Source organism: Candidatus Edwardsbacteria bacterium, assembly GCA_031082425.1.
Classification (GTDB): Bacteria; Edwardsbacteria; AC1; order AC1; family EtOH8; genus UBA2226.
This window is the reverse complement of record JAVHLB010000004.1, coordinates 80,203-106,637: the sequence shown is the minus strand read 5'-3', so window position 1 is coordinate 106,637 and position 26,435 is coordinate 80,203. Positions and strand designations below refer to the sequence as shown.

Genomic DNA, 26,435 nt, shown 5'->3' with positions numbered 1-26,435 from the left:
AAATGGCGGGTATTTATGAAAAAGGCAACACTTTTAATAATGTTTTTTGCCCAGATGTTTTTTGCCCAGCAAATTCTGGCCACGGATTATTCGGTCATTATAAAATGCCCCGCCTATATATCCGGCCAGGCGACGTCCGGCACCGGGAATCCCTTTGCGGTTCTGGTGGGAATTGTCCCCGATACCACCGGCGAGGATTTTGTGGGCAGATGCCGGATCGGCAGTTCCAGCACCACTGCCGGGAACAACCATTTCCACTGGCAGGACAGTACCGCCTGGGACTCAGGCGTGCGAAATACCTGGGGCGGCGATCTGGCGGCCTATTATAATTCCAGGCATATTGCCTCCGCCGATTCCGGGGAGACCACCAAGGTCTGGTTCATCACCAAATGTGATACCACCCCCCAGTCACAATATATCCTGGCCAGGATCCGAAGGCTGGTGGATACCACGGTCACCGGTTCAAACCGCGATTCTCCCCGTCAAATTGTGACGGTGATGGACATGACCGCCCAGGGCGCCTGGGTGGAGGGCCATGTATACAGCGACCCGTCATATTCTGCCCCGCTGGCAAACTATGTGGTGCTGGCTTACCGGGCGGACACCATCGTCGGTTCCTACATCACCGAGAACAACACTATCGTCGAAGGATATGATTCGGGCGACCCCGGTTATGTCATGTTCACGGCCCCGGCCGGAACCATCGACTCCTTCAAGGTCAGGGATATGTCCGATAATCCGGTCAATTTCTACGTAAAAAGCACCCCGCCCTGGAACATCACCGCCGGGGACACCACAAATTTCGACATCCTGCCCAACGTTCCCACCATCATCTACACCTCACCGGCAAACAATGCCGCCAATGTTGCGATAAATTCCCCCATAACAATCGGGTTCAACAAGGCCATAAACCCGACCAGCTTTGCCTATAGCTGTTCCACCGGAACCGCCGGCTGGTCGGTCTCCTGGAACGGCGCCGGCGATACGGCCACCCTGACCCATGCTAACTTCAGCTATGTCACCACCTACAAATTTCAGGTGACTGCGGCCAAGGACCTTTCCAATAACGATCTGGTCCCGGGACCCAAACCCAACCCCTTCCGTTTTGCCACCCAGCCCGACCCGGCCACCATCCCCCTGAAGATCATCTGCCTGGATGTGGGCCAGGGCGACGCCACCCTGGTGCTTTCGCCCTCCGGAAAGTCGCTGTTGTTCGATGCCGGCGAGACCGGCAAGGGATACGGCAAGATCTGGCCTTTCTTGAGGGACAGCGTGAATCTACACCATCTGGACTATACGGCGGTTAACCATTACCACGAGGACCATATCGGCGGGATGGACGAAGTGATCGACAGCCTGGGGGGCAGTGATTCCATCTTAAGCTGGGGATACGACCGGGGCGGAACCTACGCCTCAACCGCTTTTACCGATTACGCAGCAGCCCTGGGGGCCAAGCGAAAGACCATCGGATTGGGTCAGGTGATAGATCTGGGATCCGGGGTAAGCGCCAAATGCGTGGCGGTAAACGGCCAGACCTATGGCGACAACATCTCTCCCTCCGATGAGAACGATTACGGGGTAGGCCTGCTGATACAATACGGCGGTTTCAGGATGATAGTGTCCGGCGACCTGGGAGGATACAATTCCGGGGGGTACAAGGACGTGGAATCCATCCTGGCCCCGGATATCGGGAAGGTCTCGGTGCTGCATGCCAACCACCACGGCTCGCAGTACAGCAGCAATCCCTACTGGGTATCCACCCTGGATCCCAGGGTCTCGGTCATCTCGGTGGGTAACAACGGCTACGGCCATCCCACCCAACTGGCATTGGACCGGCTGTGCAACGATCCCGGGGCGAATAACTATATCTACCAGACGGAGCTGGGGTCGGGCGGGACCATCCCCGCCGGTCGGGGTGAAGTGGTGGGCAGCAACATCTGGATAGAGGTGACGGCCGACACCTTCACCGTCAACAGCAGCGACAAATATCCCAATCCGGTGCAGCTTTCATTTTTGACCGCCAGTGCCGATGCCCAAGGCCGGGCTGAGATCAAATGGCGCACCGAGAGCGAAAAGGACTGCGACAGATGGGAAGTTGAGCGGACGGATGATCCTTCTGCCCGTTATGTCATGATCGGAGAAACAGCCGGGAACGGGACCACCAATCAGCCCTCGGAATATATATTCACAGATCCCCAGCAACTGCCGGCCGGGGATCATTATTACCGGATCGCCCAATACGATTTCTCGGGCACGATAACTTATTATGGGCCGGTGAAGTTGCCGCTGGATGGCGGCGGGCTGCTGCCTGCCGAATTTAAACTGGGGAGCAACTATCCCAATCCGTTCAGTCAGGCCACAGTTATCAGTTATCAGACGGCAAGTGGAGGGCCGGTAAATTTATCAATCTACAACGTGGCCGGACAGTTGGTAAGGACCCTGGTCAATGAAAACCGGGGAGGAGGGAAGTATCAGGCGGCCTGGGACGGCAAGGACGGCACCGGGAAGGGTCTTCCCAACGGGGTTTATCTGTTCCGGCTGTCGGCCGAAGGGGCCAGCGTCATAAGAAAGATGATGCTGATAAGGTAGGCCCTATCTGTTTTGAAAGGCACCGATGACCATCGGTGCCTTTTTATTATATAATTTTCCTTGACAGTTTAATTATATTTGACTATACTATAAACGTTATAAACCCCTAAAGTGCTAATGAACAATACCTTAAGAATAACGATCGGGCTGGTGTTGACAGCCGTAGTATTGGGTCTTTCCTATTGGGCAAATATGCCGGCCGGAAAGAAGCCCGGCGCCAGCCAGCCAGACGAGCTGAAGATCCGCTCCGAACTAGTGGCCAAGAACCTGGCCCGGGTGGTCTCGGACCCATTTGCCAACCAGGATGACCTGGCATTGTCCGAGATCATCGCCCAGACCAAACAGGATTATTCCGAGGTGGCCGACCTGTATCTGATCGATCTCAAGGGCACTGTTGCCGCATCCAGCAACGAGACCGCAGTGGGGGATGAGTTGATCATTCCCTCCGGCATAAAAAAACTGGCCGGGGAATCGGTATTGGTTCAAACGGCAGCCAATCCCAAATCTGCCGACAAGGTGTACTGGGCCGCCGCCCCGGTATTGCTGGGGCGGGAGAGGATCGGCAGCGTCTACCTCCAGCTTAAAGGCAGGGCCAAGACAGCCGGGGCGGTCAAACCCCCGCGGTCCATCTATATCCTGGCCGGCCAGGCCGCAGCCCTGGTGATGTTGTTCCTGCTGATGATCTTCGGTCCCAAATCGAAAGCGGCCGAGGTCTCAACCGAAGCCTTCGACAAGCTGGAACAGAAGAAAAAGGACATCGAGAAGGATCTGGAGAACAAGCGCAAGGAGTTGAAAAGGGTGGAGGCCGAGGCCGCCGACCATAACCGCTGGCTGGAGATGTTCCGCTCCGAGGAGAACGACCTGGCCGGCCAGGTCAAGAAGCTGCGCGAGGAACGGGGACAGATGGACAGTCATCTGGATGAGGGGCGCAAACAGCTGATAGAATTCGAAACCCTGCTCAGGGAGAAGCAGACCAAACTGGAGGAGGTCAGCAATCATCTGTCGGACCGTATACAGGAGGGCATAGAACTGGACAAGAGGCTGGAGCGGGTCCAGCACCAGGAGGCGGAATTGAACCAGCGGATGGTGGAACTCAAGAAGGGGGAGGAGAACCTGGCTCAGTGGCTCAAACAGTCCAAGACCGAGGTGCAGAACCTGGTCCAGTTCATAGCAGAGAAGCGGGTGGAGGAGAGCGAACTGGAACAGACCATCGAGGAGAGACAGCGGTTGAACGCCGAGTTGGAGGAACGGGGGCAGCAGTTGCAGTCGCAGATCGCAGAACTGGCCAACGTCTGCGAACAGTGGAGCGCCGAGCATGAAAGGCTCTCCAACGAGGTCTCCGAAAAACAGCAGAACCTGACGGCCATCATGCAGCTACTGGAAGGCTCCCGGACCAGGTTAGAGAAACTTCAGAAACAGGGATCGGAGGTATCCTCCTGATGAGCGACTATTATTCACTGCTGGGCGTCCGTCGGGAAGCCAGCACCTCTGAGATCACGGCAACCTACCGGAACATCCTGAGGGAAAAATTTCAGGAAGCGGGATATAGTTTCCTTTTTTCCGATGTCACCCAGGCCTACCGCACCCTGTCCAACCCTCAAAAGCGCAAGGACTATGACCTGCTGCTGCAAAAGGTGGTGGGCAGATACATAGTGCAGAATCCCGACAATCCCACACCGGCCGACAAGAAATACCAATCCGGGCTGAATGCCATAGAACAAAAGAGGTTCCAGGCAGCGGTTGATTTTTTCACCCAGGCCATAAAAATCGACCCAGAGAAGAGTCATTTTTACAGCCAGCTGGGACTGGCCCTGGGGATGTTCAATGGCCGGCTGGCCGAGGCCGAAAGATACTGCAAAAAGGCCATAGAACTTGAACCCGACAATCCGGAGCTGTGCTACAATTTGGGTTTTCTCTACCAGAGGCACAATCTGGTGGATGCCGCACAACAGGCCTTTCTGCAGGCCCAGCAGGCCGAGCAGGATCGATGGGGGACCGTCTTTAACCCAGGCAACGCTGTGATCGAACTGCAGTGGACCGAAGATGAGGAGAAGCCGGCAAAAGGACCGGAGCCCAACGAAGATGAATTGCCGGGAGATACCGCAGCCGATAAACCGGCCGAGGCGCCGGAATTAGCAAATGACGAGCCGCCGGAAACAACCGAACCTGCGCCCGCCGACCTGTCCGCTGCAGCGCCAGCGCAGGAGGATGAGCTTAGACCAGCCGGCGGGGCTGAAGAACTGTCGGAAGTGTCAGAGCCAGGCCAAGAGGCTGAACCCATCGAACCGCTGGGGGCTGCCCCGGAAAAGGCCACTGAAGATAAAATAACCGACGATTTTGAGGAACCGATCATACTCAATGACGGGCCTCCGATGAAAACGGCAGATACCGAATCATGGACTGAAGAAATAAAACCTGGGAAAACCCCGGAAAACATAACATCCCAAACCCCGGCTGTCAGCCCGAAAAAGAGCTCAGCAGAACCGAAAATAACCATTGAGCCAATTCAAGCCCAAGCGCCTGAATCAGGGGATCAGGTCAGCATGGCCCAGATAATAGACGACGACCAGGAGTATCCGTCCCCTTCAGAGGCGGATGCTCCTGGAATCCTAGCAGAGATCGGAATGGAACCCGCCGGTCCAGAAGCTGGATTCCAAAACGATTTGGAGATAGCCTCCAATGCAGTCGATGATGCCGGCCCGGATAGGGAAACCTTAACAGAGCCTGGTTCGGCGGAACCCGGAGTGCCTGGAGAGGAATCCTCACAGGCAGAGGATCAGGTCGATTACGGGATGGTGGTGGACGCTGTTTCACCCCAAGCCGAGCCGGCAAGGGATTCTGATCGGGATGACGCCCTGCTCAGGGACCTGGCCTCGCTGGAGGCAGAACTGGCCGGGGTGGATGCTTCCTCCGGCATCGGCTCCGGGGATAACGGGCTTCTTATGGAGATGAAGGGTCATCGGGAGGTCGGGCAATCCCCGTCCACGGATGCCGCCGCATCAGACAAACCCTGGCTGCCATACCAGGAAATAAATGAACCGGAAAGCACCAGTTTGGATGATCTGGAGGATGAAGCCTTAAACCTGTTGCGAGAGCTGGGACTGAATCCCTCCGAATATATCCCGGAAGATGGTGTGAAGGCCAACCCCAATAGATCCGAGGAAGAGGCCGAACCGGCTGATACCGTCGAACAATCCGAACCTGGCGATAGTGAGGCCGAGGCGGAGCCGGATCACAGCGATCTGGAGGAATTGAAGAGGATCGAAGAAATGGAAAGAAAGATGGCCGAGGAACTGGATCGATTGAAGCAGGAGCGGGAGAAGCTGAAGAAACGGAAGAAAAAGAAGTAAACCTTAAGCGCAAGGGCCTTGATTTTTATATAATGGTAGATCCCAAAATGACAAACGGCTGGAGAAAACTCCAGCCGTTTGTCATTGGATAAATTTTCAGGCCGACAGGCTCTTCAACACCATCTGCAGGTTATCGGGATCGCCGGACTTGCTCATGGCCTCATCCAGGGTGATGACATTTTTGCGGCACAGGTTGGCCAGGGACATGTTCAGGGTGGTCATCCCCTGCTTGATGCTGGTCTGGATCAGGCTTTGCAGCTGATAGGTCTTGCCCTCCCGGATCAGGTTCCGGACGGCGCCGGAGCCGGTCATCACCTCGAAGGCTGCCACCCGGCCCTTGCCGTCGGCCCTCTTTACCAGGATCTGGGAGATGACGGCCACGAAGTTCACCGCCACCTGCATTCGTATCTGTTCCTGCTGATGCATGGGGAAGACGTCGATGATGCGGTCCACCGTCTGGACGGCGTCGGTGGTATGCAGGGTGGCCAGCACCAAATGGCCGGTCTCGGCCGCGGTAATGGCCAGGGCGATGGTCTCCAGGTCCCGCATCTCGCCGATCAGGATCACATCGGGGTCCTGCCGCAGGACGTACTTCAAGGCATCGGCAAAGGTCAGGGTGTCGCGTCCCAGCTCCCGCTGGTTGACGATGGCTTTCTTGTCGCCATGGACGAATTCGATGGGATCCTCAACCGTCATGATGTGACAGGGGTCATGGGCGTTGCGGTAATCTATCATGGCTGCCTGGGTGGTGGACTTGCCGCAGCCGGCCGGCCCGGTTATCAGCACCAGGCCGCGGGGCCTCAGGGAGACCTCTTTTACGATGGGGGGAAACCCCAGTTCATCTATGGTGGGGATCTTCTCGGGGATCAGCCGGAAGACTATCCCCAGGGAGTTGCGCTGCTGGAAAAGGTTGACCCGGAAACGTCCGGTGCCGGGGAGGTTGTAGGCAAAATCCAATTCCAGCTCCTGGCCGAATCTCTGGGCCTGGGCCGGGGTGATGATGGTCATTAAAAATCTCTTGACGTCATCGGGGCTGATGGATGGCATTTTGCAGGGGGACAGTTCGCCGTTTACCCTCAGCAGGGGCGGGCTGCCCACCTTGATCTGCATGTCGGAGGCCCCCTGTTCGGCCATCATTTTTAACAGGTCGGCAATTTCCATATCTTAAAAAGCCTTCATCGCTAATTTTTCAAACTCCTGGGGGTTGGTGGACTTGGCCATGGCCTCCTCGATGGTCACCAGGCCCTTTTGGTAGAGCTCCTTGAGGCACGAATCCAGGGTGTTCATGCCGAACTTTCCCCCGCTCTGGAGAACGCTGAATATCTGGTGGGTCTTGCCCTCCCGGATGATGCTGCGGATGGCAGGCATGCAGACCAGCACCTCATAACCCACCACTCGGCCCTTGCCGTCCACCCGGGGCAGCAGGGTCTGGGAGTAGATGGCCTGGAGGGTGGTGGAGAGCTGCAGCCTGACCTGCTGCTGCTGGCCCGGCGGGAAAACGTCGATGATCCGGTCGATGGTCTGGGCGGCGTCGGCGGTATGCAAAGTGGCCATCACCAAATGGCCGGTCTCGGCCGCGGTAATGGCCAGGGAGATGGTCTCCAGGTCCCGCATCTCGCCCACCAGGATGATGTCCGGGTTCTGCCGCATCACGTGTTTCAGGGCGTTGGCGAAGGAGTGGGTGTCGATGCCCACCTCGCGCTGGTTGATGCAGGCCTTTTTATCGCGGTGCAGGAACTCGATGGGGTCCTCCACAGTCATGATGTGGCAGGAACGATTCTCGTTGATATAATCTATCATGGCCGCCAGGCTGGTGGATTTTCCGCTGCCGGTGGGTCCGGTCACCAGGACCAGCCCCCGGGGCAGCATGCAGATCTTCTTCATGTTCTGGGGCAGCCCCAGGTCGTCGATGCTTTTTATCAGAAGGGGGATCACCCGGAGGACCGAGCCCAGGGACTGTTTCTGGCGGAAGACATTGACCCGGAAACGGGAAACGCCGGGAATGGAGTAAGACATGTCAAGCTGGTGGGTCTTCTCGAAGCGTTCCCGGCGTTCCTGGTTCATGATCTCATAAAGCAGTTCCTGGGTGTCGTCGGGGGTCATCACCGGAAGGCTGGAACGGACCAGCTGGCCATGGATCCGGTAGACCGGCGGCTCTCCGGATTTGATATGCAGATCCGAGCCCTGCTGGGTGACCAGCAGTCTCAACAGTTCATCTATTTTGGGCATATTTTCGCATAGTAAATTATCGGCTGAAAACCACTTAGCCAGCATCAAGCTGTCCACCCAGGTTTAGTTTAACAGACTGTTTTGACAAAGTCAAGAAAAACTTATTGACTTTTAGCATGAATTTGGTATAGTTACTAGATATGGGAAAGCAGGTAAAGGACAACATCATCCTTCCGGCCGACCGGCTGCGGAAAATACTGGGTGCCATGGCCAGCAGCTGGGGTTTTGAGATAGTTTTTCTTGATGCCGTAGACGGCGAGGATAGACGATCGGGGGCCAAAAATGTCCGGGTTATCGAACTGGATGATTTCAGGCAGCGGATAGCACTATCCGGGCCGGCCGAATTGATGGACCGGATGAACGATGCCCTGGTCAAGCTGGCGGACATCATCTCCGACCAGGAGCTGGAGAGCATCTCCCTGACCGAGGAGATAGTGGAGAGGTATCAGCAGCTGTCGCTGCTGTTCGAGATGAGCGACCGGCTGGGGGCGGCCAGGGATAATCAGAGCAGGATGAAGGCCATTCTGGAGACCGCCATAGATGCGGTGGGTGCGGTGGGGGGCTGCCTGTTGATGAAGAACAGCCAGGAACACTGGTGCTGGGTCAATCGGGAAAAAGTGGAGTCCGAAAAACTGGCCCAACTGGCGGCAGAGACCATAGAACACACAAAAAATTTTGTCGAGGAGAACAGGCATTGCGCCCTGCTGCTCAGGGTCAGCCGGGGAGATATAATCGGTTCCCTGGTGCTGGGCCCCAAAGCCAAGGCCGCCTATCGCTCGGGCGACATAAAGCTCCTGACCACGCTGGGGGCCTATGCTTCCCTGCTTCTGGAGAGCGGCCGGCTTTACGAGGACCTGGAATCCCTGTTCTTCAGCACCATCAAGAGCATGATCGAGGCGGTCGATGCCAAGGATCCCAGCACCAGGGGCCATTCCGAGAGAGTGCGGCGGTACTCCCACATCATAGGCCAGGGCCTGAATTTCGGTCCCGAAGAACTGAAAAGCCTGGAGCTGGCGGCCCTGCTGCATGACGTGGGAAAGATCGGCCTGCCGGACATCATCCTCAACAACGAAAAGGAATACCTGTCCGAGACCCAGTGGGAGCTGGTCAGGATGCATCCCGAGATAGGGGTCTCCATCCTGTCCCATGTGGCCCAGCTTAAATCCATATTGCCGGCCATCGGCCAGCATCACGAGAGGTTCGACGGGCAGGGCTATCCCAACGGCATCGACGGGGAGGATATCACCCTGTTTGCCAGGATCATCGCTGTGGCCGATTCCTTCGACGCCATGACCATGAATCGTACCTACCGCACCCGTTTTTCGCTGGACAAGGCCTTAAAAGAGCTCAGCCAGAATTCCGGCAGCCAATTCGATCCGCAGCTGGTGAAGCTGTTCATAGCCAATATAAAAAAGACGGAGATCAAGCTTGATGGCTGAGAGACAAGACCCTGCCACTCTGCAAAACAAGGTGTTGAGCGAATCCCTAAGGCTGTCGCAGGCTTTGTCCGGAGAACCCGGGCCGGCCAAGATATTGCAGGAAGTCGGGCGATCGATCAAGGAGGCTCTGGGATACCAGGTAATAGTCTTAAGCATTTATGAAAATGATATTGGCGCATTCAAACCTCTGTGGATGGAATCGGTGGACCCGGATACAGGCACTGAACTTTTAACCAGCCCCAATCCCCTTATCAGAACCCAGCTTTTAACAGAGGACTTCCTTCGATCGGGAAGCTATATCATCAAAGCCGATCATCCGGTCTGGGAGGGGATGAAAGCATCCCGTTATCTCCCGGGCCTGGGGGAGGAAGCACTGGACGGAAGAGGGGATGTGATACTGACCCCGATCTTAAGTTCTGGGACCGCCATGATCGGACTGATAATGGTTGTGGTGAAGGATGCCGAAAAGGAGGCCGATCAGGTTAAGTACCTTTCCTATTTTTCCCGCTTAGCCGGCTGTGCCTTGGAGAGAGGATTGCTGTATCTGCAACGGGAGGAGAACAGCAATTTCAACCGGATATTGATCCAGACCGTGGAGAAACTGGAAAAGGTCAGCGACCCCGGCCAATTTTGGCGGACCATAGCCGAGAATATCGGAACGGCCCTCAAGGGGTTTGAACTGGTGGTTTCGATAGCCAATCAGGAGGGCAGTTATTATGTCCATCCCCTGGTACTGAGGGATGGGAAGCAGATGGATGGGTTGACCTCGGTGGACGGCGCCTGGCTGGGCCGGGTGGCAGAACAGGGGCCGCAGACCGAGCTGATCACGGTCCATCCGGAAAAACCAGCAGTGATAAAAATGGGCTGGCCACTGGAGATAGAAAAAGAATCTCTGGGCGTTTTGACAGTCACCGGTCTCAATTCCGGGGAGCTGGACCGGCCCACCGCCGATTTTCTGGGCATGCTGGCCACCCAGATCGCTCTGGCCCTGTTCCGGGTGCGTTCCGTAGACGAGTGGACCTCGCGCAAAGAGGTGTTGGAGGCCTATATAAAGAATATCGATGATGCGGTCCTGATAGTAGACTCGATCAAACGAATTGTTTTTGTCAATAACTCCGCCCAGCAGCTGACCGATCTGCGGCAGGGGGGCATCGACAAACTCCCCCTTAATCAAAACGATAAAGAATGGCTTTCCACCGCCCTGGATGATGTCTCAAAGGGGGCAACCAAAGAAGCCGAAAAAAAGATAATCATCAAGGACAGCTACTGCTCCATTGGGATAAAAGGATTTTTTGATAGCAAAAAATATACCGGATCCATCATTAAGATCCACAGCCTTAAGCAGGAAGGGCTGGAATATTTCAAAGAACTGGCCGGGATGGTAGCGGCCCTGGAGGACGTGGAGCTGCTTCCCCAGATACTTTTAAAGGCGGTCAGGCATTTCGTGGATTTCGATGCCGGCTCGATATTATTTCGGGAACGGGGCGACAGCTTCAGGTTTTTGGCCAGCCAAGGGGCGATGATCGACCACGATCCGGACATGACTTTTAATCTGGTTACCGGGTTGGCCGAAGCCGCCATCAATGAGGGGCGGACCCTGGGCTTGGCGGGAAAAGAGGGATCCCTGGCAGAGGGGCTGGGAATTTCCGGAATGGGAAAACCCCTGGCCGGAGCCAGCTCGGTGCTGGTAACCCCCTTGATATTCAAAGGTCAAAATACCGGTTTGATGGTCCTTTCCAAAAAAGACCAGGCCGCCTACCCCGAAACCAATGTAGCCATGATAGATGAATTAAGCACCGGGCTCTCTAAAATATTATGGCAGATAGGGGTAGCCGGCAAGCTTAAACAGGAAAATGCCCTGCGAACCAAGCTGTACGAAATCGGTTTTGCCTCGGGCTCGGTGCTTCAGGTCGGCAGTCTGCTGAACCTGATGATCAGGACCATCGCCAAAGAGCTTAAGATCGACGAGATGGGCATATATTTTTTCGACGAGGTCCTGGGGGAATGGAACGGCAAAGCCATTCAGTCCACCGGTAAAAACGGCGGTTTCCTGGAATTGATGAAGAGCTCGGGAATAAAGCTGGATTACGAGAGATTGTCAGAGATCAAGGAGATCACGGCCACGGTCATAGCCCGGGGAGAACCGGAGATAGTTCCCGACCTTAAATCCGATCCCCGTTTTCTGTCAGCCGGCCAGTACCAAGGCCTGCGTTCCGGACTATGGCTGCCGTTGAAGCTGAAGGATAAGCCGATAGGCGCGATCAGCGCCCTGTCCAAGCAGATCAGCTATTTCGGACATGATGATCTGACCCTTCTCCAGGAGCTCTCACCCCTGGTCACTTTCGCCCTGAGGAGCGCCGTCCTTTACGAGGAGATTCGCCGGGAGGGCAGCCGGGTAGGGGCTATCATAAATTCCATGCCCGAGGGCTTGTTGATGGTGGACTCCCATTTCAAAGTGATCATGAGCAATGAGGGGTTTGAGGGATTGTGGGGCTTGAAGCAGACCATCCGGCCGGGGGCCGCCCTGCAGGAGGGTATTTTGTCTTTGTTGACAAACAATCTGGCGAACCCCAGGGGCTTGATAGATTTTTTCCAGGATTGCGCGATTTCCACCACCGGGGTGGTCGCTCCGGTGGAGTTGGAGCTCAAGAACGGCAAGCACCTGAAGATCAGTTCCTTTCCGGTGGAGGAGCTGGATCGGCCGCGGACCGGCCTGGTGATACTGAGCCAGGACATAACCACCGAGCATCAGATCGCCGAACTGAGGCAGGAATTCGTGGGCATGTTGTCCCATGATCTGCGAAACCCGCTGGCCGCCATTATTGCCACCCTGGAGCTGGCCCTGGACGGGAGCCTGGGAGAGTTGAACGAAAATCAGAACCAGTTTTTAGGCAACGCCATGAACGACAGCCGACGGATGCTGGAGATGCTTAATGACTTTCTGGATGGTTATAAATACGATGCCGTCGAGATCAAATTGGAGAAAACAAACTTTGACATCGCCCAGCTGATATCCAGACTGGTGGCCGATTTCTCCCCCCTGGCCCGAGAGCGGAATATAGAGCTTCTGCAGGAAACGCCCCCCACTATCACAATTACCGGGGACGAAGGAAAGCTGGCCAGGGTGATATCAAACCTGCTATCCAATGCGCTGAAATTCACCCCCCGGGGGGGGGGCATAATTCTTAAGAGTGCTGAACGCACCGACAGCATTGAGATCGCCGTCAGCGATACCGGGGAAGGCATTTCCGCCGAGGACAAGGATAAGGTGTTTGAAAAATTCTACCAGGTTGAGAAACGCCGGCACGGACGGAAGACCGGCACCGGCCTGGGTCTGCCGCTGTGCAAAAAACTGGTTGAGGCCCACGGCGGAAAAATATGGGTGGAGAGCCAGGTGGGAAAGGGCAGCAGATTTATTTTCAGCCTGCCCCGATAATAACCAAGGACAAAATTTCTAAATATAAAGATCAAGAGGTGCGATAATGGCCAAAAAAATCATGGTGGTGGATGATGAACCCTACATTGCCAGGGTGATTAAATTCAAGCTAGAGCAGGAGGGGTATACCGTCATTTCAGCCAATGACGGCCAGAGCGGTCTGCAGAAGATCAAGGAAGAGAAGCCGGACATGGTCTTGTTGGATGTAATGATGCCCGGGCTTTCCGGTTATGAGGTATGCCAAAAGATCAGAGAGGATGCCGAGCTGGCCGGCATTCCCGTGGTGATCCTGACCGCCAAGGGCCAGGAGCGGGACCGGGAGCAGGGCTTAACGATGGGGGCCAGCGACTATATCACCAAACCATTCAGCCCCAACCGGCTTCTGGAACTGGTGAAAAGCATGATAGGGGATGCCAAGTAATAATGCTGCATCTTTTATGGCTTCTATCACTGCCCTTTGCGGCAATGATGCTTTTTCTGCCGGGAAGCCTGCTCCTGAAGATCTCGGCTTTTAGCGCTGCTTCTTTGCTGGGCGGTTGGGGCCTGGTCTTGTTTTCCAGGCAGAAGAAACAGCTCCATGCTTTGCAACAGGCGCAAGGGGAATGCGACTCTCTTAAGGAGAACATCCAAAACCAGCAGCGCATCAGCGGGCAGGAGATATCAAAACTAAAGGAGATCATCGGAGCTTCAAAGAAACAATTGGAGGAGGCCGGTAAATACGAGAAGGTATTGAACCAGCAGCCGATCGGCCTGATACTGGCGGATTACGAAGGCAGGATTTTGTTTGCCAATCCAGGCATGGAAGATATTACCGGATGGACGGCCAAGGATATACTGGGCAAAAACTGGAATAGAGTATTCAAGAATTCCGGGAACGACATTACCGCCAAAATAGAGTCCTGTCTGACTGATCAGGATAAGGCCGAAAAGGAGCAGGAGACGATCGTGGCCAAGGACGGCAGGGATATCACCATTAATTCCCGGCTCTGGAAATATGATTCGGGAAAGAACCTGGGTTGGGTTTTCATGCCCACCAGCCCGGCGGTGGATTTCAACAAATTAAGGGATGAATTCGTCACCAACATCTCCCACGAATTGCGAACTCCTTTGACGGTGATAAAGGGCTATGCGGAGATTTTGTACGACGAAGCGAAGAAAACCGACCAGCAGAATGCCGAGTTGACGAAAGTGGTGCTGGACGAGAGCGAACGCCTGGCAAACATCCTTGATTCGATTTTGAATTTCCGTTATGCCAGCTCGGGACAGATAGGTTTGAGGAAGGAAAAGGTTGATGTCCTGGGCCTGCTGAATACGGTGGTCAACGACCTCAGCCACAAGGCCCAGAAAAAGAATATTACCATTATAAAAAAATTCCCGGAGAGCGTTTCCCCGGCCAAGGGAGATATCAACGCCTTAAGGTTCGCCTTCAGCCAGATACTGGACAATGCCGTGAAATTCACCAATGAAGGCGGCAGCGTGACCGTTGAAACCGGCGGCTGGCGGCTGGAGGAAGGGCTTTGGAAGATGGAAATAAACTTCATCGACACCGGAGTGGGCATCGCGGTCCAGGATCTGCCGCATATTTTTGAAAAATTCTACCGCACCGACCAAAAGGTGCACACCCTTCAGGGCACGGGCATCGGGCTGTCGCTTTGCAAGGAGATCATAGAGACCAACGGCGGCAGCATAGCCGTGGAAAGCATCGTCGGCAAGGGCAGCCATTTCTCGGTAAGCCTGCCGATGTCCGACTGATCTGCAAACAACCAAAAACCTGAATTATTCTGTGGCCCTGGGCCACATTTTTTGCATATAACCGATATGACAGTTTTAAGCAAATTAATTTTGGCAGGGTTGATCGCCGTTGGGGCCACGACGGCAAATCCCGCCGTGGTGGTCAACGAATTCTGCTACCATCCCCACCCCAGCAACGACACCGGACTGGAGTGGATAGAACTTTACAATTCCGACTCCACCGAGCAGGACCTCTCCGGCTGGGACCTGTACCCCTCGCGCAGCCCGCATTTTATCCTTCCTGCCGGGATCAAGATCGGGCCGCAATCCTTCATCCTGGTATATCTGCGGAGGGACGGCATCAATACCGGCGCCGAGATCTACGAGGGGACTGCCGGCATATCCAGCAACATGACCAACACCAAGGGCTCGCTGGCCCTTTTTACCAACAGCAACAAGGACACCATCGTTGATTTCGTGGAGTACGGCGACGACAGCATGACCTACGAGGCCACCGCCGCCGCCGCCGGCATCTGGACCAGGGGCGTTTTCCTGGACACCGCTTTATGCGGCAATTCACTGGGGCTTATAAGCGACGGTTCTGATTCAAACCGCAAGGCCGACTGGAAGGAGTTTGTCGGGCCAACTCCCGGGCATACCAACCAGCCCTATCCGGTGGATATCGCTGTCTCAAGCATCATTGTCTCTCCCGAAAGCATCCTGCCGGAAGGGAAGTTCGCCCTTTCGGTCGAGATAGTCAACATGGGGCTGGACACCGCTTATCTGCCGGTGATCGAAGTGTTTGAGGACAGGAACGGCGATTCCATCAGGGATGCGGCCGAAAAACTGTTCGCTTTTTTATCCTGGGACCTTTTAAGCGACAAGCGCACCGCCCTGGCCCAAATATCCGGGCTGGCCGAGGGACAATACGATCTGGCGGTCTCGGCCAGCTGCAGCAGCGAAAACTACACGGCCAATAATTACCGCAATATTAAATTGACCGTTGGCAGCCCGGTGGTCATCAACGAGATCATGTATTATCCCAACGGCAGTCTGGCCGAGTGGATGGAGCTTTACAACCGTTCCGCCGGGCCGGTGGATATCAGAGGCTGGTCGGTGGAGGATAATCTGGGAACACCCCATCTGATCACATCCTCCAGCCTGATAATGACGCCCCGGAGCTATCTGATACTGACCGCCATTGACAATCAGCCGCTGGCCGAATGCCTGCGGATAAAGCCCAGCGGCGGCTGGCCGGCCCTGAATGACTACGGTGACCTGGTCAGGCTCCGGGATCTTAGGAGCATTCAGGAGGATATGGTCCAGTACCTTCCCGACTGGGGCAAGGGACAGGGAAAAACCCTGGAGAGGATCAATCCGCTCCTGATATCCAATACCGCCGCCAGCTGGGGGCTGTCAAAGGACCCCTTCGGCTCCACCCCCGGCAGACGGAACAGCATCTACCTGGAGAATTGCTCGTTCGGCGCCGAGATCACGGCCGGCCCCAACCCCTTCTCCCCGGATGATGACGGCCTTGAGGATCATACCATCCTCAATTACAAGCTGCCCTGGGATGAGGCGGTGGTGAACATCAGCATATACGACCGGCTGGGCCGCCGGGTGCGAAACCTGCTGAATAATTATCATTCGGCCAAAGACGGCTGTTATGCCTGGGATGGCCGGGATGAGGACAGAAGGAAATGTCCCATGGGGATCTACGTGATCCTGCTGGAGGCCAAAGGGACCTCCAGTAACGGCACCATCAAGGCAAAGGCCACGGTGGCGTTGGCTGGCAAATTATGATATTATTAATATAAGGATATTATCAAATGAAGGGCATGATCCAGGTTTACACCGGCAACGGAAAGGGCAAGACCACCGCGGCCCTGGGGCTGGCCTGTCGGGCCTCGGGACAGAAGAAAAAGATCCTGATGGTCCAGTTCATGAAGGGCAAGGTCAACTACGGGGAACTGAGGTCCGCCAGAAAACTGCCGGGCTTCACCATCAAGCAGTTCGGCCGGCCCAGCTTCGTGGACAAGAAGAACCCGGCCCCGGCCGACATCAAGGGCGCCCGGGAGGGACTGGCCTTTGCGGCCAAGGCCATCGGTTCCGGTAAATATGACATGATCATCCTGGACGAACTGAACGTAGCCCTGGATTTCCATCTGGTTCCCCTCAAAGATGTGCTGAACCTGATAGCCACAAAGCCAGAGAAGATGGAGCTGGTGATCACCGGGCGGGATGCCAATCCCAAGGTGATCAAGCTGGCCGACCTGGTCTCGGAGGTCAAAGAAGTCAAGCATTATTACCAGCAGGGGGTGCCGGCCAGGAAGGGGATAGAGTTTTAATACAAATGGTAAAAATTAAAATTCAAATATAAGTGTCTGAAAAAGGAGCTTCATGGAGAATGTGATCAAAAAGGCCCTGGGGCTGGGGGCGGTGGATTACCTGGAGATACGGCTGGAGGAGAGGGCCGTCACCTCGGTCAACTACGTGGGCCGCGAGCTGGAGAACATCGGGGTAAACAACTCCTTCGGCGGCAACGTCCGGGCCCTGCACAAGGGCGGCTGGGGATTCTCCTCGTTCAATTCCCTGGAACAGCTGGACCATAAGGTGGCCCAGGCCTGCCAGGCGGCCAGGCAGGTGGGCAGGGGCCGGTCCCAGCTGGCCAAGGTCAAGCCGGTTCGGGACCATGTCCGGGTCAGCCTAAAGGACGATCCCCGCAAAATATCGCTGGCCCAGAAAAAAGAGCTGACCGAGCGGTACAACGGCCTGATCATGGACTCGCCCGGCATCATCAGCTCCAACACCCGGTACGAGGATGTCTTTAAAAAGCAGACCTACGCCAACAGCGAGGGCAGCTATATCACCCAGGAAAGGATCTACTGCGGGGCGGCCTTTGCCGCGGTGGCCAAGGAGGGGGCCAACGTCCAGCGGGCCCATGCCTCGGTGGGGGACACCAGGGGATACAGCACCGCCCTGGGCCAGGAGCATAAGGCCGAGCAGGCGGTGCGCGACGCCCGGGAGCTGGTCAAGGCGGAAAAGGTCTCCTCCGGAAAATATACCGTGGTGATAGACCCCATCATGTGCGGGGTGTTCGCCCACGAGGCCTTCGGGCACCTGTCGGAGGCCGACGAGATATACCAGAACAAGGAACTGCAGAAGCTGATGAAGCTGGGCACCCGCTTCGGCAACAACGATCTGACCATCCTGGACGACGCCACCATTGTCGGCCAGAGAGGGTTCTATGCCTACGACGAGGAGGGCGTGCCATCGGGAAAGAATTACCTGGTGAAGGACGGTCTTTTAGTGGGGCGGCTGCATTCCCGGGAGACCGCCGGGATCATGGGCGAAAAGCCCACCGGCAGTTCACGGGCCATCAGCTACCAGTTCAAACCCATCGTCCGGATGGGCTGCACCTACATAGAGCCGCGCAATTATAAGTTCGAGCAAATGATCGGTGAGATCGAGGACGGGCTGTACGTGGTGTCGGCCCTGGGGGGAATGACCGAGACCGAAATGTTCACCTTTTCGGCCATGAAGGCCTACCGGATCAAAAAAGGCAAGATCGGCCCGATGGTGCGGGACGTCATCCTGACCGGCAACGTCTTTGTCACCCTCAAGAACATCGACGCCATCGGCAACGACCTGCAGCTGCACGGCGGACTGGGGGGCTGCGGCAAGGGCGGGCAGATGCCCCTGCCGGTATCGGACGGCGGACCGCATATCAGAATAAAAGACGTAGTGATCGGAGGCAAATAGATGAAGAACATCATAGATACAGTATTGGCCAAGTGCCGGAGCAGGGTCCAGTCGGCCGAGGTGATAGCCTTTCACGGACAGTCCATGCCGGTGGAGTTCAGGACCGGGAAACTGCATTCGGTGGAACACAAGGAGAGCACCGGGCTGGGCCTGCGGGTGATCAAGGACGGCCGGATAGGCTTCTCCTCCACCACCGATCTGTCGAAATTAGACCAACTGGTGGACAATGCCGTGGCCAGCGCCGGTTTCGGCCAAAAGGCCTTCTTTGAATTCCCCGGTAAATGCTCGGTCAGAAAGGCCGCGATATACGACCCAAAATTAGAGAAATATACTTCCGACCAAGCCATCGCCGAGGGGAAGAAGAACATCGAAACGCTCAAACAAAAGGCCCCCAAACTCAAACTTGATGTCACCCTGCGCCAGGGCCTGACCGAGGTCTACCTGGCCAACAGCAAAGGGCTGGATGTCTCCTACCGGAAAAGCGGTTTCTCCCACAGCATCTCCGGGATGGCGGTCACCCCCAACGGCCTGCTGTACGTGGGCGACGGGAGAAGCGGCTGTCAATTGACTCGGGAGGGCGCCAAAATAACCGGCAAGATCGCCAAACTCTACAGGGAGGCCCAGAAGCCGGCGGCGGTCGCCACCGGAAAGATGCCGGTGATATTCTCCACCGACGCCGCCTATCTGCTGTGGCTGGCCATCGGGATGGGGGTCAACGGCAAGCAGGTGCAGAAGAAGGCCTCGCCCCTGACCGGCAAGATCGGCCAGGATATTCTGAACAAGAAGATCACCATCAGCGACGACCCGGGCTACGAATATGCCGTGGGCTCCTCGCCCTACGACGACGAGGGAGTGTGCACCGCCAAAATGAAGCTGTTCGACCAAGGGGTGCTCCAGGGCTTTATTTACGACCTGCAGACCGCCGGGATCCTGGGAGAGAAATCCACCGGCCACGCCAGCCGCGATTTCAGCAGCCTGCCGTCGCCGGGGGTCAGCAATCTGGTGATCAAGCCCGGAACAGCCAAACTGGCCGGGATGATAAAGGACATCAAGTCCGGCATCATCGTCTACGATTTTCTGGGGGCCGGGCAGAGCAACCTGCTGGCGGGGGATTTTTCGGCCAATATCGCTTTGGGCTACAAGATAGAGAACGGGAAGATCGCCGGCCGGGTGAAGGACGTGATGATCTCGGGCAATGTCTATGAGATGCTCAAGGACCAGGTGGTGGAGCTGTCCGATGACCAGGAGATGGTGGTGTCGCGGGGGAGTTTTGTCACCCCGGCAGTGATGTTCAAGGATGTGAATATAGCGGGGAAATAAGAGACCGCCCCTGACGGGGCGACCTAACCCCTGCCCCTTCCCGATGCGGGAAGGGGGTTTTATTTGACCCCTCCCTAACCCTCCCCTCGAGGGGAGGGAAGGGTAGGGTTGGGGATCCAGAACCGTTTCCCAATTTGTAGTCAGGGCGAACGGCCGTTCGCCCTGACCCGGTTGTCATCCCAACGTGTCATTCCCGTCCCGCATCAAGTGCGGGATAAATTCCAATGGGAATCCAGGATTTATTACCACAAAGCGCACAAAGAACACAGAGAATTTTATTCTGGCAAATAATCATTGCAAGAGAAACATCTAAGGTTGGCAAATTACTGTAGGGACACGATGCATCGTGCCCCTAACTGCCTGCCAGGCAGGATTGGTCGCCCCCGGCGGGGACCCCATAAAGGAGACGGGGGATAAATTGAAAAGCGGCTGGAGTTTCCTCCAGCCGCTTTTGTTTTACAAATATATTATACCTGCATCTCTTTTATCCTCTTCAGCCCGAACTTCAGCGGCAGATACATGGCGATGCCCGACAACAAAAGAAATATCCCGAAGGATATCACCAGCGCCTGGCCGTAGTTCACCCGGCTTCTCCATTGGTTCATGGCATATAAATAGGCCGGCCAGGCCAACACCACAATGGACAGGGCCACATAGGCCAGGCCCGCCAGGGCCGCCAGCAGGCCGCCCAGCCCGGAGGCGATCTTGCTGGGGTTGCGCTCCTTGAAATCCGGTATCATCGCCCCCAGCCCGATGGTCAGACTGGTCAGCACCAGGCACATCAGTCCCAGGCTGATATGGCTGATCACCTTCAAGCCCGGCATGGTGTGCAGCAATTGGTTGGATATCAAACTCAAGGTCTCGGTCAACACCAGGGCCACGATGATGCTGACGAAGGCCTTCTCGGCGAACAATCTGTATCCTTTTATGGGGGAGGATTTGATGAACCACAGGGTGGGTCCCTCCAGGCTGATCACCGGGAAGACGAAACGCACCGAGAGGGTGGCCAGGATATACCCGGCAAAGGCGAAATTGATGAAGGTGATCACCACCTTCCACATGGGAAAGGTGAAGAACATGGGATAGCGGCGCAGGCTGCCCAGGTAGATCACCAGCAGGGAGATGAAGATCAGGCCCTGGGCCCACTGGGTGGGGTCGCGCAGGAACAGCAGGCTGTCCTTGGCGGCGATGGGGAATTTTCGGGCCCACCAGGAGGTCAGCCGGCGGTTGGAGCCGTAGACCTCCATCGGGGAGCCGGTCACCCGGGCCGTCAGGCTGTTCAGATAGAACCTTTGGCTCAGGTAATGGCACAGCGAGGTCAAAAACAGGGCGGTGATGGCCAGCAGCCACAGCCGGCCCAGGGCCGTGGAGATGCCGCCCCCCACTCCGGCCATCAGTCCCTCGGTGATCCAGGTGCTGGGCAGCAGCGGGGAATTGACCACCGCCAGGGACGACATATAACTCTCCAGTTCGGGCATGGTGTTTATCTGGGAGATGGACAGCCCCTGGGGCCGGGCAAAGGCGAAGAAGGTCCAGGAGGCCAGGGCCAGGAAGGCCAGCAGGCCGGCCAGCAGATGCCGCAGGCTCAATCTGGGGAAGACCCTTACTGCCACCAGCAGCAGCGAGACCGCCAGGGCGGCCGGGATGGCCACAAAAGGCGGCAGCAGGGCCAGGCCCAGTAGGATGCCCCAGAGGCCGGCTTTAAGGGTCACCAGCAGGGCCACGGTCAGCGGAAGTCCCAGGATCAAGGTGGCCCAGGAGCTGTAGAAGAAGGTCTTGAAAAAGCTGTACTCAAAAAGCGCTTTTGGGGGCAGGGGGGTGGACAGCAGAAAATCCACCTCCCGGGAGCGGAACAGGGTGGACAGCGAGGTGATCAGATTGCTTAAAAAAAGCATGATGAAGAAGGTCAAAAAAGACGAGGACAGCAGGCGGAACAGCAGGGACCGCCCGATGGCCTCCAATGCCAGCAGGTAGGCGAACAGCCGGTGGAACAGCAGGTAGCCGCCGGCCAGGAACAGGGTCAAAGCGAAGAGATAGGAGGCCAGTTGGAGCAACTTTCCCGGCCGGGGCTCCAGCAGTTTCCTGAAGGAGCCCCTAAGATTCTGCCGGCTGATGTAGAGCGGCAGGTTCATTTTTTTTTCGAGCCGGCAAAGATGCGGTCGAACTGGTCCCGGGAGATGGCCGTCACGTTGTCCAGCTGGAACAGCCAGCGGACATCGTTGACCTTGCGCTTCAGGAAGGCCAGACGGGCGGCGGGCGGCAGGCGCATCAGCACCTGGACGGTCTTCTCGATGTACTTCTCCCGGCCCCCGCGGCTGTAAACCCCAAAGGCCTTCTCGGCGGAGTTCTCGGCCTCCTCCAGTTTGAGGCTGTCCTCCGGGGCCAGGGGCGGAGCCGGGAATTGTATCACCTGCTTGAGGCTTTCGAACAGATGCCGGCTGTCCTTCTGCCTGATAGCCTCGTTATCCTGGTCGTCCAGCAGCTCCATGAAGCGGCTGGGGATCACGAAGACCCGCTCGTTCTGCATCAGTGGCTCCAGGCGCTGCCGGGAATGCTCGATCCGGATGTGCGGCAGGTGGTGTCCTTTTATCAGCGCTGCTGGCCCGTCCAGCATCTGCACCAGGTCGGAAGGCATGGCCAGCAGGTAGGCGAAGGTCCGCAGTTCGTCGTTCTTCAGCTGGGGTAGCAATTCCAGCTTTTCTATCCGGCGCTGGTTCAAGTACAGGCCGAATTGGGTTATCAGGTCATGCCGGGGATCTATCAACTGGCCGTTGATCCTGGCGCCATCCAGGCCGGGAACGATGGACAGACCCTCCTCGGCCAGCCCCAGGCCGTTGAACAGGTAGAAGAATTCCTCCAGGGCCGACAGCACCCGGGGATTGTTGAAGGGATAGACGGACAAACGCCGGATCAGCGAGCCCAGGTGCTTCAGCATCAAACTGATGACGCTGGCCTGGGCGGCGGCGTTGAACCCCTGGACCCCCGTTTTGGCCTGCTCCGGCCTGGTCTGAATGATGCTGATGGCGCCCATCTCGGCCAGCTCGACGATGGTCTGGCAGGTGATGAACTTGCCCAGGCCGCTGATCTCCACCAGCTTGCCGGCCGCCAGATGCCGGGATCCCAGAAATTCCAGGACCTTCTCCTGCTCTGGGTTGAGCCCCTCGGGCCGGAATCCCGGTTTGAGGTGGACCATGGTCTCGGAGGAGGGGATCAGCAACCGGATCCTCATCCATTCGTCCAGCCGGCGCATGCCCTCCAGCAGAAAGCCGTCGGTGTCCAGCCTGACCGGGTACTTGCTCTGGGTGTAGAGCCGGGTCTTCAGGTCGAAGGTATAATGCCCCTCCACCCAGATGAAGACCTCGTCCATGATCTCCTGGATCTTGAAGCGGATGACCTCGGTGAAATCCTCCTCCGAGATGAAACCCTTCTCGATCAGCACCTCCTCCAGGGGGATGTTCAGCCGTTCCTGCTGGGCCTCGGCCTGGGCCAGGGCGCTCTCGGTGATCAGCCCGGTCTTGAACAGGTAGCCGCCCAGGAATTCCTGGCGGTCCTTCCGGCGGTAGAAACCGCCGGTGATCTTCCCTTCCTCGAAATCGAAGGCGGCGCTGTCGCCCTCCTGCTCCAGCTGCAGCACGCCGGTCTTGCGCTGGCTGGACAGCAGCTGCAGTATCTCCGGCAGGCTGAATTCCGATATGTTGCCTTCAAGAGCCATCTTAATAGATAATAGGTTTTAGATGTTAGATATTGGGGGTACGGGCTTTGATTAACCCTTCCGTCATTCTGAGTCTGTCTACTTGCCTGACAAGCCGAAGAATCTTTTGATAATTAAGAATCAGGCTTGTCATTCCTACGCTTCATTTAATCCAGTGTAAACTCCGGCAGGGATCCATATTTTTGCTGGATTCCCGCCTATGCGGGAATGACAGATAAATGTTACGCAAATTTAATATATAAAAGCAACGCCAAACACCCCAAAACAATCAATGTATAGCCTATATAATATAACTTGCGATAAAAAGGGGTCATAGCTTTAGTACCAAAAGACATCAAGAGACCTTTTTTGAAAACTGTGATTTTAGTGATTATAAACAGGATGAGTCCGGTAATTAGCACTGTCCAAATGATAATGAAAGAACCTTTGGGATGGACAAAGATATTGGGTATCGTTATGGCTGCGAATATTCCCGTACAAATGACCAGAATGAAAGGAGGGATATCAAACAAAACTATACGTTTTGATCCATCCCTGTCTTTTGTTGATAGCCAATATGACATAAATTAATATCCAAAAATATAATTTTATGCCGTGAATTCCAGGTAAAGATCCTCCAGGCCCTGGTGCTTCTTCTGGGAGAGCTCCCGCAGTTCGTCCAGGGTCCCCAGGGCCACCAGCCTGCCCTGGGCGATGATCCCGATCCGGTGGCAGACCGCCTCGGCCAGCGACAGGGTGTGGGTGGAGATCAGCAGGGCCTTGCCCCTGGCGGCCTCCCGTTTGAAGATATTGCGCACCGTGATCATGCTGGCCGGGTCCAGGCCCACCATCGGCTCGTCTATCAGATAGACCAGGGGGTCGTGCAGCATGGCCGCGGCGATGACCACCTTCTGGCGCATGCCGTGGGAATAGCCCTCGGTGCGCTGGTCCAGCCAGGCCGGGGCGTCCAGCTCCTCGGCCAGGAGGTTTATTCGGGGCTCGATATCACCTTTCGGGATCTGGTAGATGTGGGCCACCAGCCTTAAAAACTCCCGGCCGGTCAGCAGTTCGTAGATGAATGGATCATCGGGGATGTAGCCCAGCTGCATCTTGGCCTTCTCAGGCTCCCGTTGGATGTCCATCCCGCAGATGGCGGCGCCGCCCTGGTCGGGTCTCATCAGCCCGGCCAGCATCTTCAGGGATGTGGTTTTGCCGGCCCCGTTGGGGCCCAAAAGCCCGAAGATCTCCCCCGGCGCCACGCTGATGCTGAGGCCGTCCACCGCGGTCTTGTTTCCGAATCTTTTGACGGCCCGGATCAATTCTATCCCGGCGGTCATCGGGACTCCAATATCTCTATTTTCAAATTCCCCAAAGCCGGCAGCAGGCGGTTCTGCTGGGACAGGTCGCCCTCGATGATCCGCAGCCGGGCGGCATCGGCCGGGTTAAGGCCGAAGGTGGGGTCCAGCTCTATCCATTTGTTGCCGCAGTACACGGCATTCCAGGCATGGTAATAGAACCGCCCGTCCATATAGACCACGCCCAGGCACAGCTTGGTCGGGATGCCAGAGGCCCGGGCCAGGGCGGCGAACAGGGTGGCGTGCTCGTTACAATCCCCCCGCCGGGACGACAGCACCTCCACCGCCGAGGGCAGGCTGACGGTCATCTGTTTGACCAGGTTCTGGTTGATCCATTGGCTGATGGCCAGGGCCTTTTCCCAGCTTCCCTGGGTTTTGCCGATTATCATTTTGGCAGTACCTTTGATCCGGTTATCGTCCGATTGGATCAGGGCGGTGGGCTCCAGATATTTTTTTAAACTGTCGGGCCGAACAGCGTCCAGTATATTGCCTCTCAATTCTGATATGGAAACTATCTGCTCTTTGATATCCAGAATCTGTTGCCGACCTCCGGCAATATCCATCCGGCTTATATCCAGGCCGGATATTTTGATCTTAAGATACTCAATATCCCGGGGTTTGTCCAAAGCCATCCCAGTGACCGGGACCGAAAGCTGGGTCAGCAGGTCTATCCCGGTGTCATCAGCCGGGATCTGCAGGGCTGATTCCTTGGTCTCCCGGACCAGGGTTATGCCCAGCGGCCCGTTCTCTTTAATGGTATTTCCCGCCGAGTCCACCCAGATGGTGCTGGTGGTGCCGGCCATCTCTAGGCTCAATTTGGTGGCCCAGTGTGATTGGTCATCGATCCTAAGGCTCTCCTGGGCCTGAACCTCGATCACCGCCGGCTGGAGCGACAGGGAGGTGGGGTCGAAGGTGGAGAAATTATATTTACTGCCTTTTTTTATGCTTTTATTGGCGATCATCGGCTCGATGGCATCCGGCAGGTATACCGGCCCGTCTAATTTGATGGTCTGCCGCTGGTTCTGTCCGCCGGTGGCCACATCAATGTCCAATTGTTTGCCGTTCACCCGGCCGTGGACATTGATCTCGGCGGCTCCCTCCATCACAAAAGCGAAGTCCTGCAGGAAATAATTCCGGTCCAGCTGGTAGCTGGTGGCGGTCTTGATCTGCTGGGGGGTGTCCATCATGCTGATCCTTAAAAAAGCCCGGTTGCTGACCTGGCGTCCTCCGTCATCCAGCCTTTGGGTGACGGTCACCGAGTAGCCGGCCTTTTGCCCGGAGAAATAGATGCCGTGCCAGATCTCCTTGTAGGCGGTGGTATCGCCCTGCAGGGTGGAGATCGGTTTCTGGCAGCCGGCTTTTTGATATCCGAACCATCCCAGGGATACGATCCACAGGAATCCGAATATCATCAAGGGCAGAGTCTTTTTCATAAACCTAAAAAATTATCAATTTGTCTTATTATTATACCATCTGGGTAAAAATAGTCAATAATTTTATAAATTAATGCTTGACATGAATGTTATCTAAATG

The 26,435-nt window shown here is 56.2% G+C and carries 17 protein-coding genes; 11 read left to right on the top strand and 6 right to left on the bottom strand.

The genetic code is table 11. The features are described 5' to 3' along the window. Positions 1–15: 15 nt before the first annotated feature. The 3 genes from RDU76_05275 to RDU76_05265 all read left to right on the top strand — a co-directional run bounded on the left by RDU76_05275 (position 16) and on the right by RDU76_05265 (position 5,939). Positions 16–2,589 carry an Ig-like domain-containing protein gene (locus tag RDU76_05275; protein MDQ7798340.1) on the top strand — a complete coding sequence of 858 codons (2,574 nt, stop codon included), beginning with the start codon at positions 16–18 and terminating at the stop codon, positions 2,587–2,589. 117 nt (positions 2,590–2,706) lie between these two features. Next, positions 2,707–4,029: a hypothetical protein gene (locus tag RDU76_05270; GenBank protein MDQ7798339.1), complete on the top strand. Its 1,323-nt coding sequence runs from the start codon at positions 2,707–2,709 to the stop codon at positions 4,027–4,029. Further along, the gene (locus tag RDU76_05265; protein ID MDQ7798338.1) at positions 4,029–5,939 is read left to right on the top strand and encodes a tetratricopeptide repeat protein; all 1,911 of its coding nucleotides are present in this window, start codon (positions 4,029–4,031) and stop codon (positions 5,937–5,939) included. The genes RDU76_05270 and RDU76_05265 overlap by 1 nt, the downstream gene beginning before the upstream one ends. A gap of 96 nt (positions 5,940–6,035) precedes the next feature. Here RDU76_05265 and RDU76_05260 read toward each other — a convergent pair whose 3' ends face one another. Both RDU76_05260 and RDU76_05255 read right to left on the bottom strand, forming a co-directional pair. Continuing rightward, positions 6,036–7,100, bottom strand: coding sequence for a type IV pilus twitching motility protein PilT (locus RDU76_05260; protein ID MDQ7798337.1), 1,065 nt, complete (start codon positions 7,098–7,100; stop codon positions 6,036–6,038). A gap of 3 nt (positions 7,101–7,103) precedes the next feature. Continuing rightward, positions 7,104–8,168, bottom strand: a complete 1,065-nt coding sequence (locus RDU76_05255; GenBank protein MDQ7798336.1) for a type IV pilus twitching motility protein PilT — start codon at positions 8,166–8,168, stop codon at positions 7,104–7,106. Between the two features lie 140 nt (positions 8,169–8,308). Here RDU76_05255 and RDU76_05250 point away from each other — a divergent pair, with 140 nt between their 5' ends. From RDU76_05250 to RDU76_05215, 8 genes are all read left to right on the top strand, one after another. Further along, positions 8,309–9,607, top strand: a complete 1,299-nt coding sequence (locus tag RDU76_05250) for an HD-GYP domain-containing protein (GenBank protein ID MDQ7798335.1) — start codon at positions 8,309–8,311, stop codon at positions 9,605–9,607. Further along, positions 9,600–13,043: an ATP-binding protein gene (locus RDU76_05245; GenBank protein MDQ7798334.1), complete on the top strand. Its 3,444-nt coding sequence runs from the start codon at positions 9,600–9,602 to the stop codon at positions 13,041–13,043. The genes RDU76_05250 and RDU76_05245 overlap by 8 nt, the downstream gene beginning before the upstream one ends. 46 nt (positions 13,044–13,089) lie before the next feature. Beyond that, positions 13,090–13,464, top strand: coding sequence for a response regulator (locus RDU76_05240; protein ID MDQ7798333.1), 375 nt, complete (start codon positions 13,090–13,092; stop codon positions 13,462–13,464). A 2-nt stretch (positions 13,465–13,466) separates the two neighbouring features. Then, positions 13,467–14,795: an ATP-binding protein gene (locus RDU76_05235; protein ID MDQ7798332.1), complete on the top strand. Its 1,329-nt coding sequence runs from the start codon at positions 13,467–13,469 to the stop codon at positions 14,793–14,795. 90 nt (positions 14,796–14,885) lie between these two features. Then, positions 14,886–16,577, top strand: a complete 1,692-nt coding sequence (locus RDU76_05230; protein ID MDQ7798331.1) for a lamin tail domain-containing protein — start codon at positions 14,886–14,888, stop codon at positions 16,575–16,577. A gap of 26 nt (positions 16,578–16,603) precedes the next feature. Further along, positions 16,604–17,122, top strand: a complete 519-nt coding sequence (cobO, locus tag RDU76_05225; GenBank protein MDQ7798330.1) for a cob(I)yrinic acid a,c-diamide adenosyltransferase — start codon at positions 16,604–16,606, stop codon at positions 17,120–17,122. 52 nt (positions 17,123–17,174) lie between these two features. Continuing rightward, positions 17,175–18,536, top strand: a complete 1,362-nt coding sequence (locus tag RDU76_05220) for a TldD/PmbA family protein (GenBank protein MDQ7798329.1) — start codon at positions 17,175–17,177, stop codon at positions 18,534–18,536. Beyond that, positions 18,537–19,856 (top strand): TldD/PmbA family protein, encoded by a 1,320-nt coding sequence (locus RDU76_05215; protein ID MDQ7798328.1) that lies wholly within the window; start codon positions 18,537–18,539, stop codon positions 19,854–19,856. It begins immediately after the preceding gene. Between the two features lie 467 nt (positions 19,857–20,323). Here RDU76_05215 and RDU76_05210 read toward each other — a convergent pair whose 3' ends face one another. From RDU76_05210 to RDU76_05195, 4 genes are all read right to left on the bottom strand, one after another. Then, positions 20,324–21,988: a hypothetical protein gene (locus RDU76_05210; GenBank protein ID MDQ7798327.1), complete on the bottom strand. Its 1,665-nt coding sequence runs from the start codon at positions 21,986–21,988 to the stop codon at positions 20,324–20,326. Then, positions 21,985–23,568: a DUF4388 domain-containing protein gene (locus tag RDU76_05205; protein MDQ7798326.1), complete on the bottom strand. Its 1,584-nt coding sequence runs from the start codon at positions 23,566–23,568 to the stop codon at positions 21,985–21,987. Before RDU76_05205 ends, RDU76_05210 begins: the two co-directional genes overlap by 4 nt. Before the next feature lie 587 nt (positions 23,569–24,155). Further along, positions 24,156–24,884 carry an ABC transporter ATP-binding protein gene (locus RDU76_05200; GenBank protein ID MDQ7798325.1) on the bottom strand — a complete coding sequence of 243 codons (729 nt, stop codon included), beginning with the start codon at positions 24,882–24,884 and terminating at the stop codon, positions 24,156–24,158. Continuing rightward, a complete protein-coding gene (locus RDU76_05195; protein MDQ7798324.1) occupies positions 24,881–26,335 on the bottom strand; it encodes a transglutaminase-like domain-containing protein in 1,455 nt (484 codons plus the stop codon). The genes RDU76_05200 and RDU76_05195 overlap by 4 nt, the downstream gene beginning before the upstream one ends. Positions 26,336–26,435: the final 100 nt, after the last annotated feature.

What these genes read in the sequence shown, in the direction of transcription:
- RDU76_05275 (MDQ7798340.1), top strand. Translation starts at nt 16, where the DNA reads ATGAAAAAGGCAACACTTTTAATAATGTTTTTTGCCCAGATGTTTTTT.
- RDU76_05270 (MDQ7798339.1), top strand. Translation starts at nt 2,707, where the DNA reads ATGAACAATACCTTAAGAATAACGATCGGGCTGGTGTTGACAGCCGTA.
- RDU76_05265 (MDQ7798338.1), top strand. Translation starts at nt 4,029, where the DNA reads ATGAGCGACTATTATTCACTGCTGGGCGTCCGTCGGGAAGCCAGCACC.
- RDU76_05260 (MDQ7798337.1), bottom strand. Translation starts at nt 7,100, where the DNA reads ATGGAAATTGCCGACCTGTTAAAAATGATGGCCGAACAGGGGGCCTCC.
- RDU76_05255 (MDQ7798336.1), bottom strand. Translation starts at nt 8,168, where the DNA reads ATGCCCAAAATAGATGAACTGTTGAGACTGCTGGTCACCCAGCAGGGC.
- RDU76_05250 (MDQ7798335.1), top strand. Translation starts at nt 8,309, where the DNA reads ATGGGAAAGCAGGTAAAGGACAACATCATCCTTCCGGCCGACCGGCTG.
- RDU76_05245 (MDQ7798334.1), top strand. Translation starts at nt 9,600, where the DNA reads ATGGCTGAGAGACAAGACCCTGCCACTCTGCAAAACAAGGTGTTGAGC.
- RDU76_05240 (MDQ7798333.1), top strand. Translation starts at nt 13,090, where the DNA reads ATGGCCAAAAAAATCATGGTGGTGGATGATGAACCCTACATTGCCAGG.
- RDU76_05235 (MDQ7798332.1), top strand. Translation starts at nt 13,467, where the DNA reads ATGCTGCATCTTTTATGGCTTCTATCACTGCCCTTTGCGGCAATGATG.
- cobO (MDQ7798330.1), top strand. Translation starts at nt 16,604, where the DNA reads ATGAAGGGCATGATCCAGGTTTACACCGGCAACGGAAAGGGCAAGACC.
- RDU76_05220 (MDQ7798329.1), top strand. Translation starts at nt 17,175, where the DNA reads ATGGAGAATGTGATCAAAAAGGCCCTGGGGCTGGGGGCGGTGGATTAC.
- RDU76_05215 (MDQ7798328.1), top strand. Translation starts at nt 18,537, where the DNA reads ATGAAGAACATCATAGATACAGTATTGGCCAAGTGCCGGAGCAGGGTC.
- RDU76_05210 (MDQ7798327.1), bottom strand. Translation starts at nt 21,988, where the DNA reads ATGAACCTGCCGCTCTACATCAGCCGGCAGAATCTTAGGGGCTCCTTC.
- RDU76_05205 (MDQ7798326.1), bottom strand. Translation starts at nt 23,568, where the DNA reads ATGGCTCTTGAAGGCAACATATCGGAATTCAGCCTGCCGGAGATACTG.
- RDU76_05200 (MDQ7798325.1), bottom strand. Translation starts at nt 24,884, where the DNA reads ATGACCGCCGGGATAGAATTGATCCGGGCCGTCAAAAGATTCGGAAAC.
- RDU76_05195 (MDQ7798324.1), bottom strand. Translation starts at nt 26,335, where the DNA reads ATGAAAAAGACTCTGCCCTTGATGATATTCGGATTCCTGTGGATCGTA.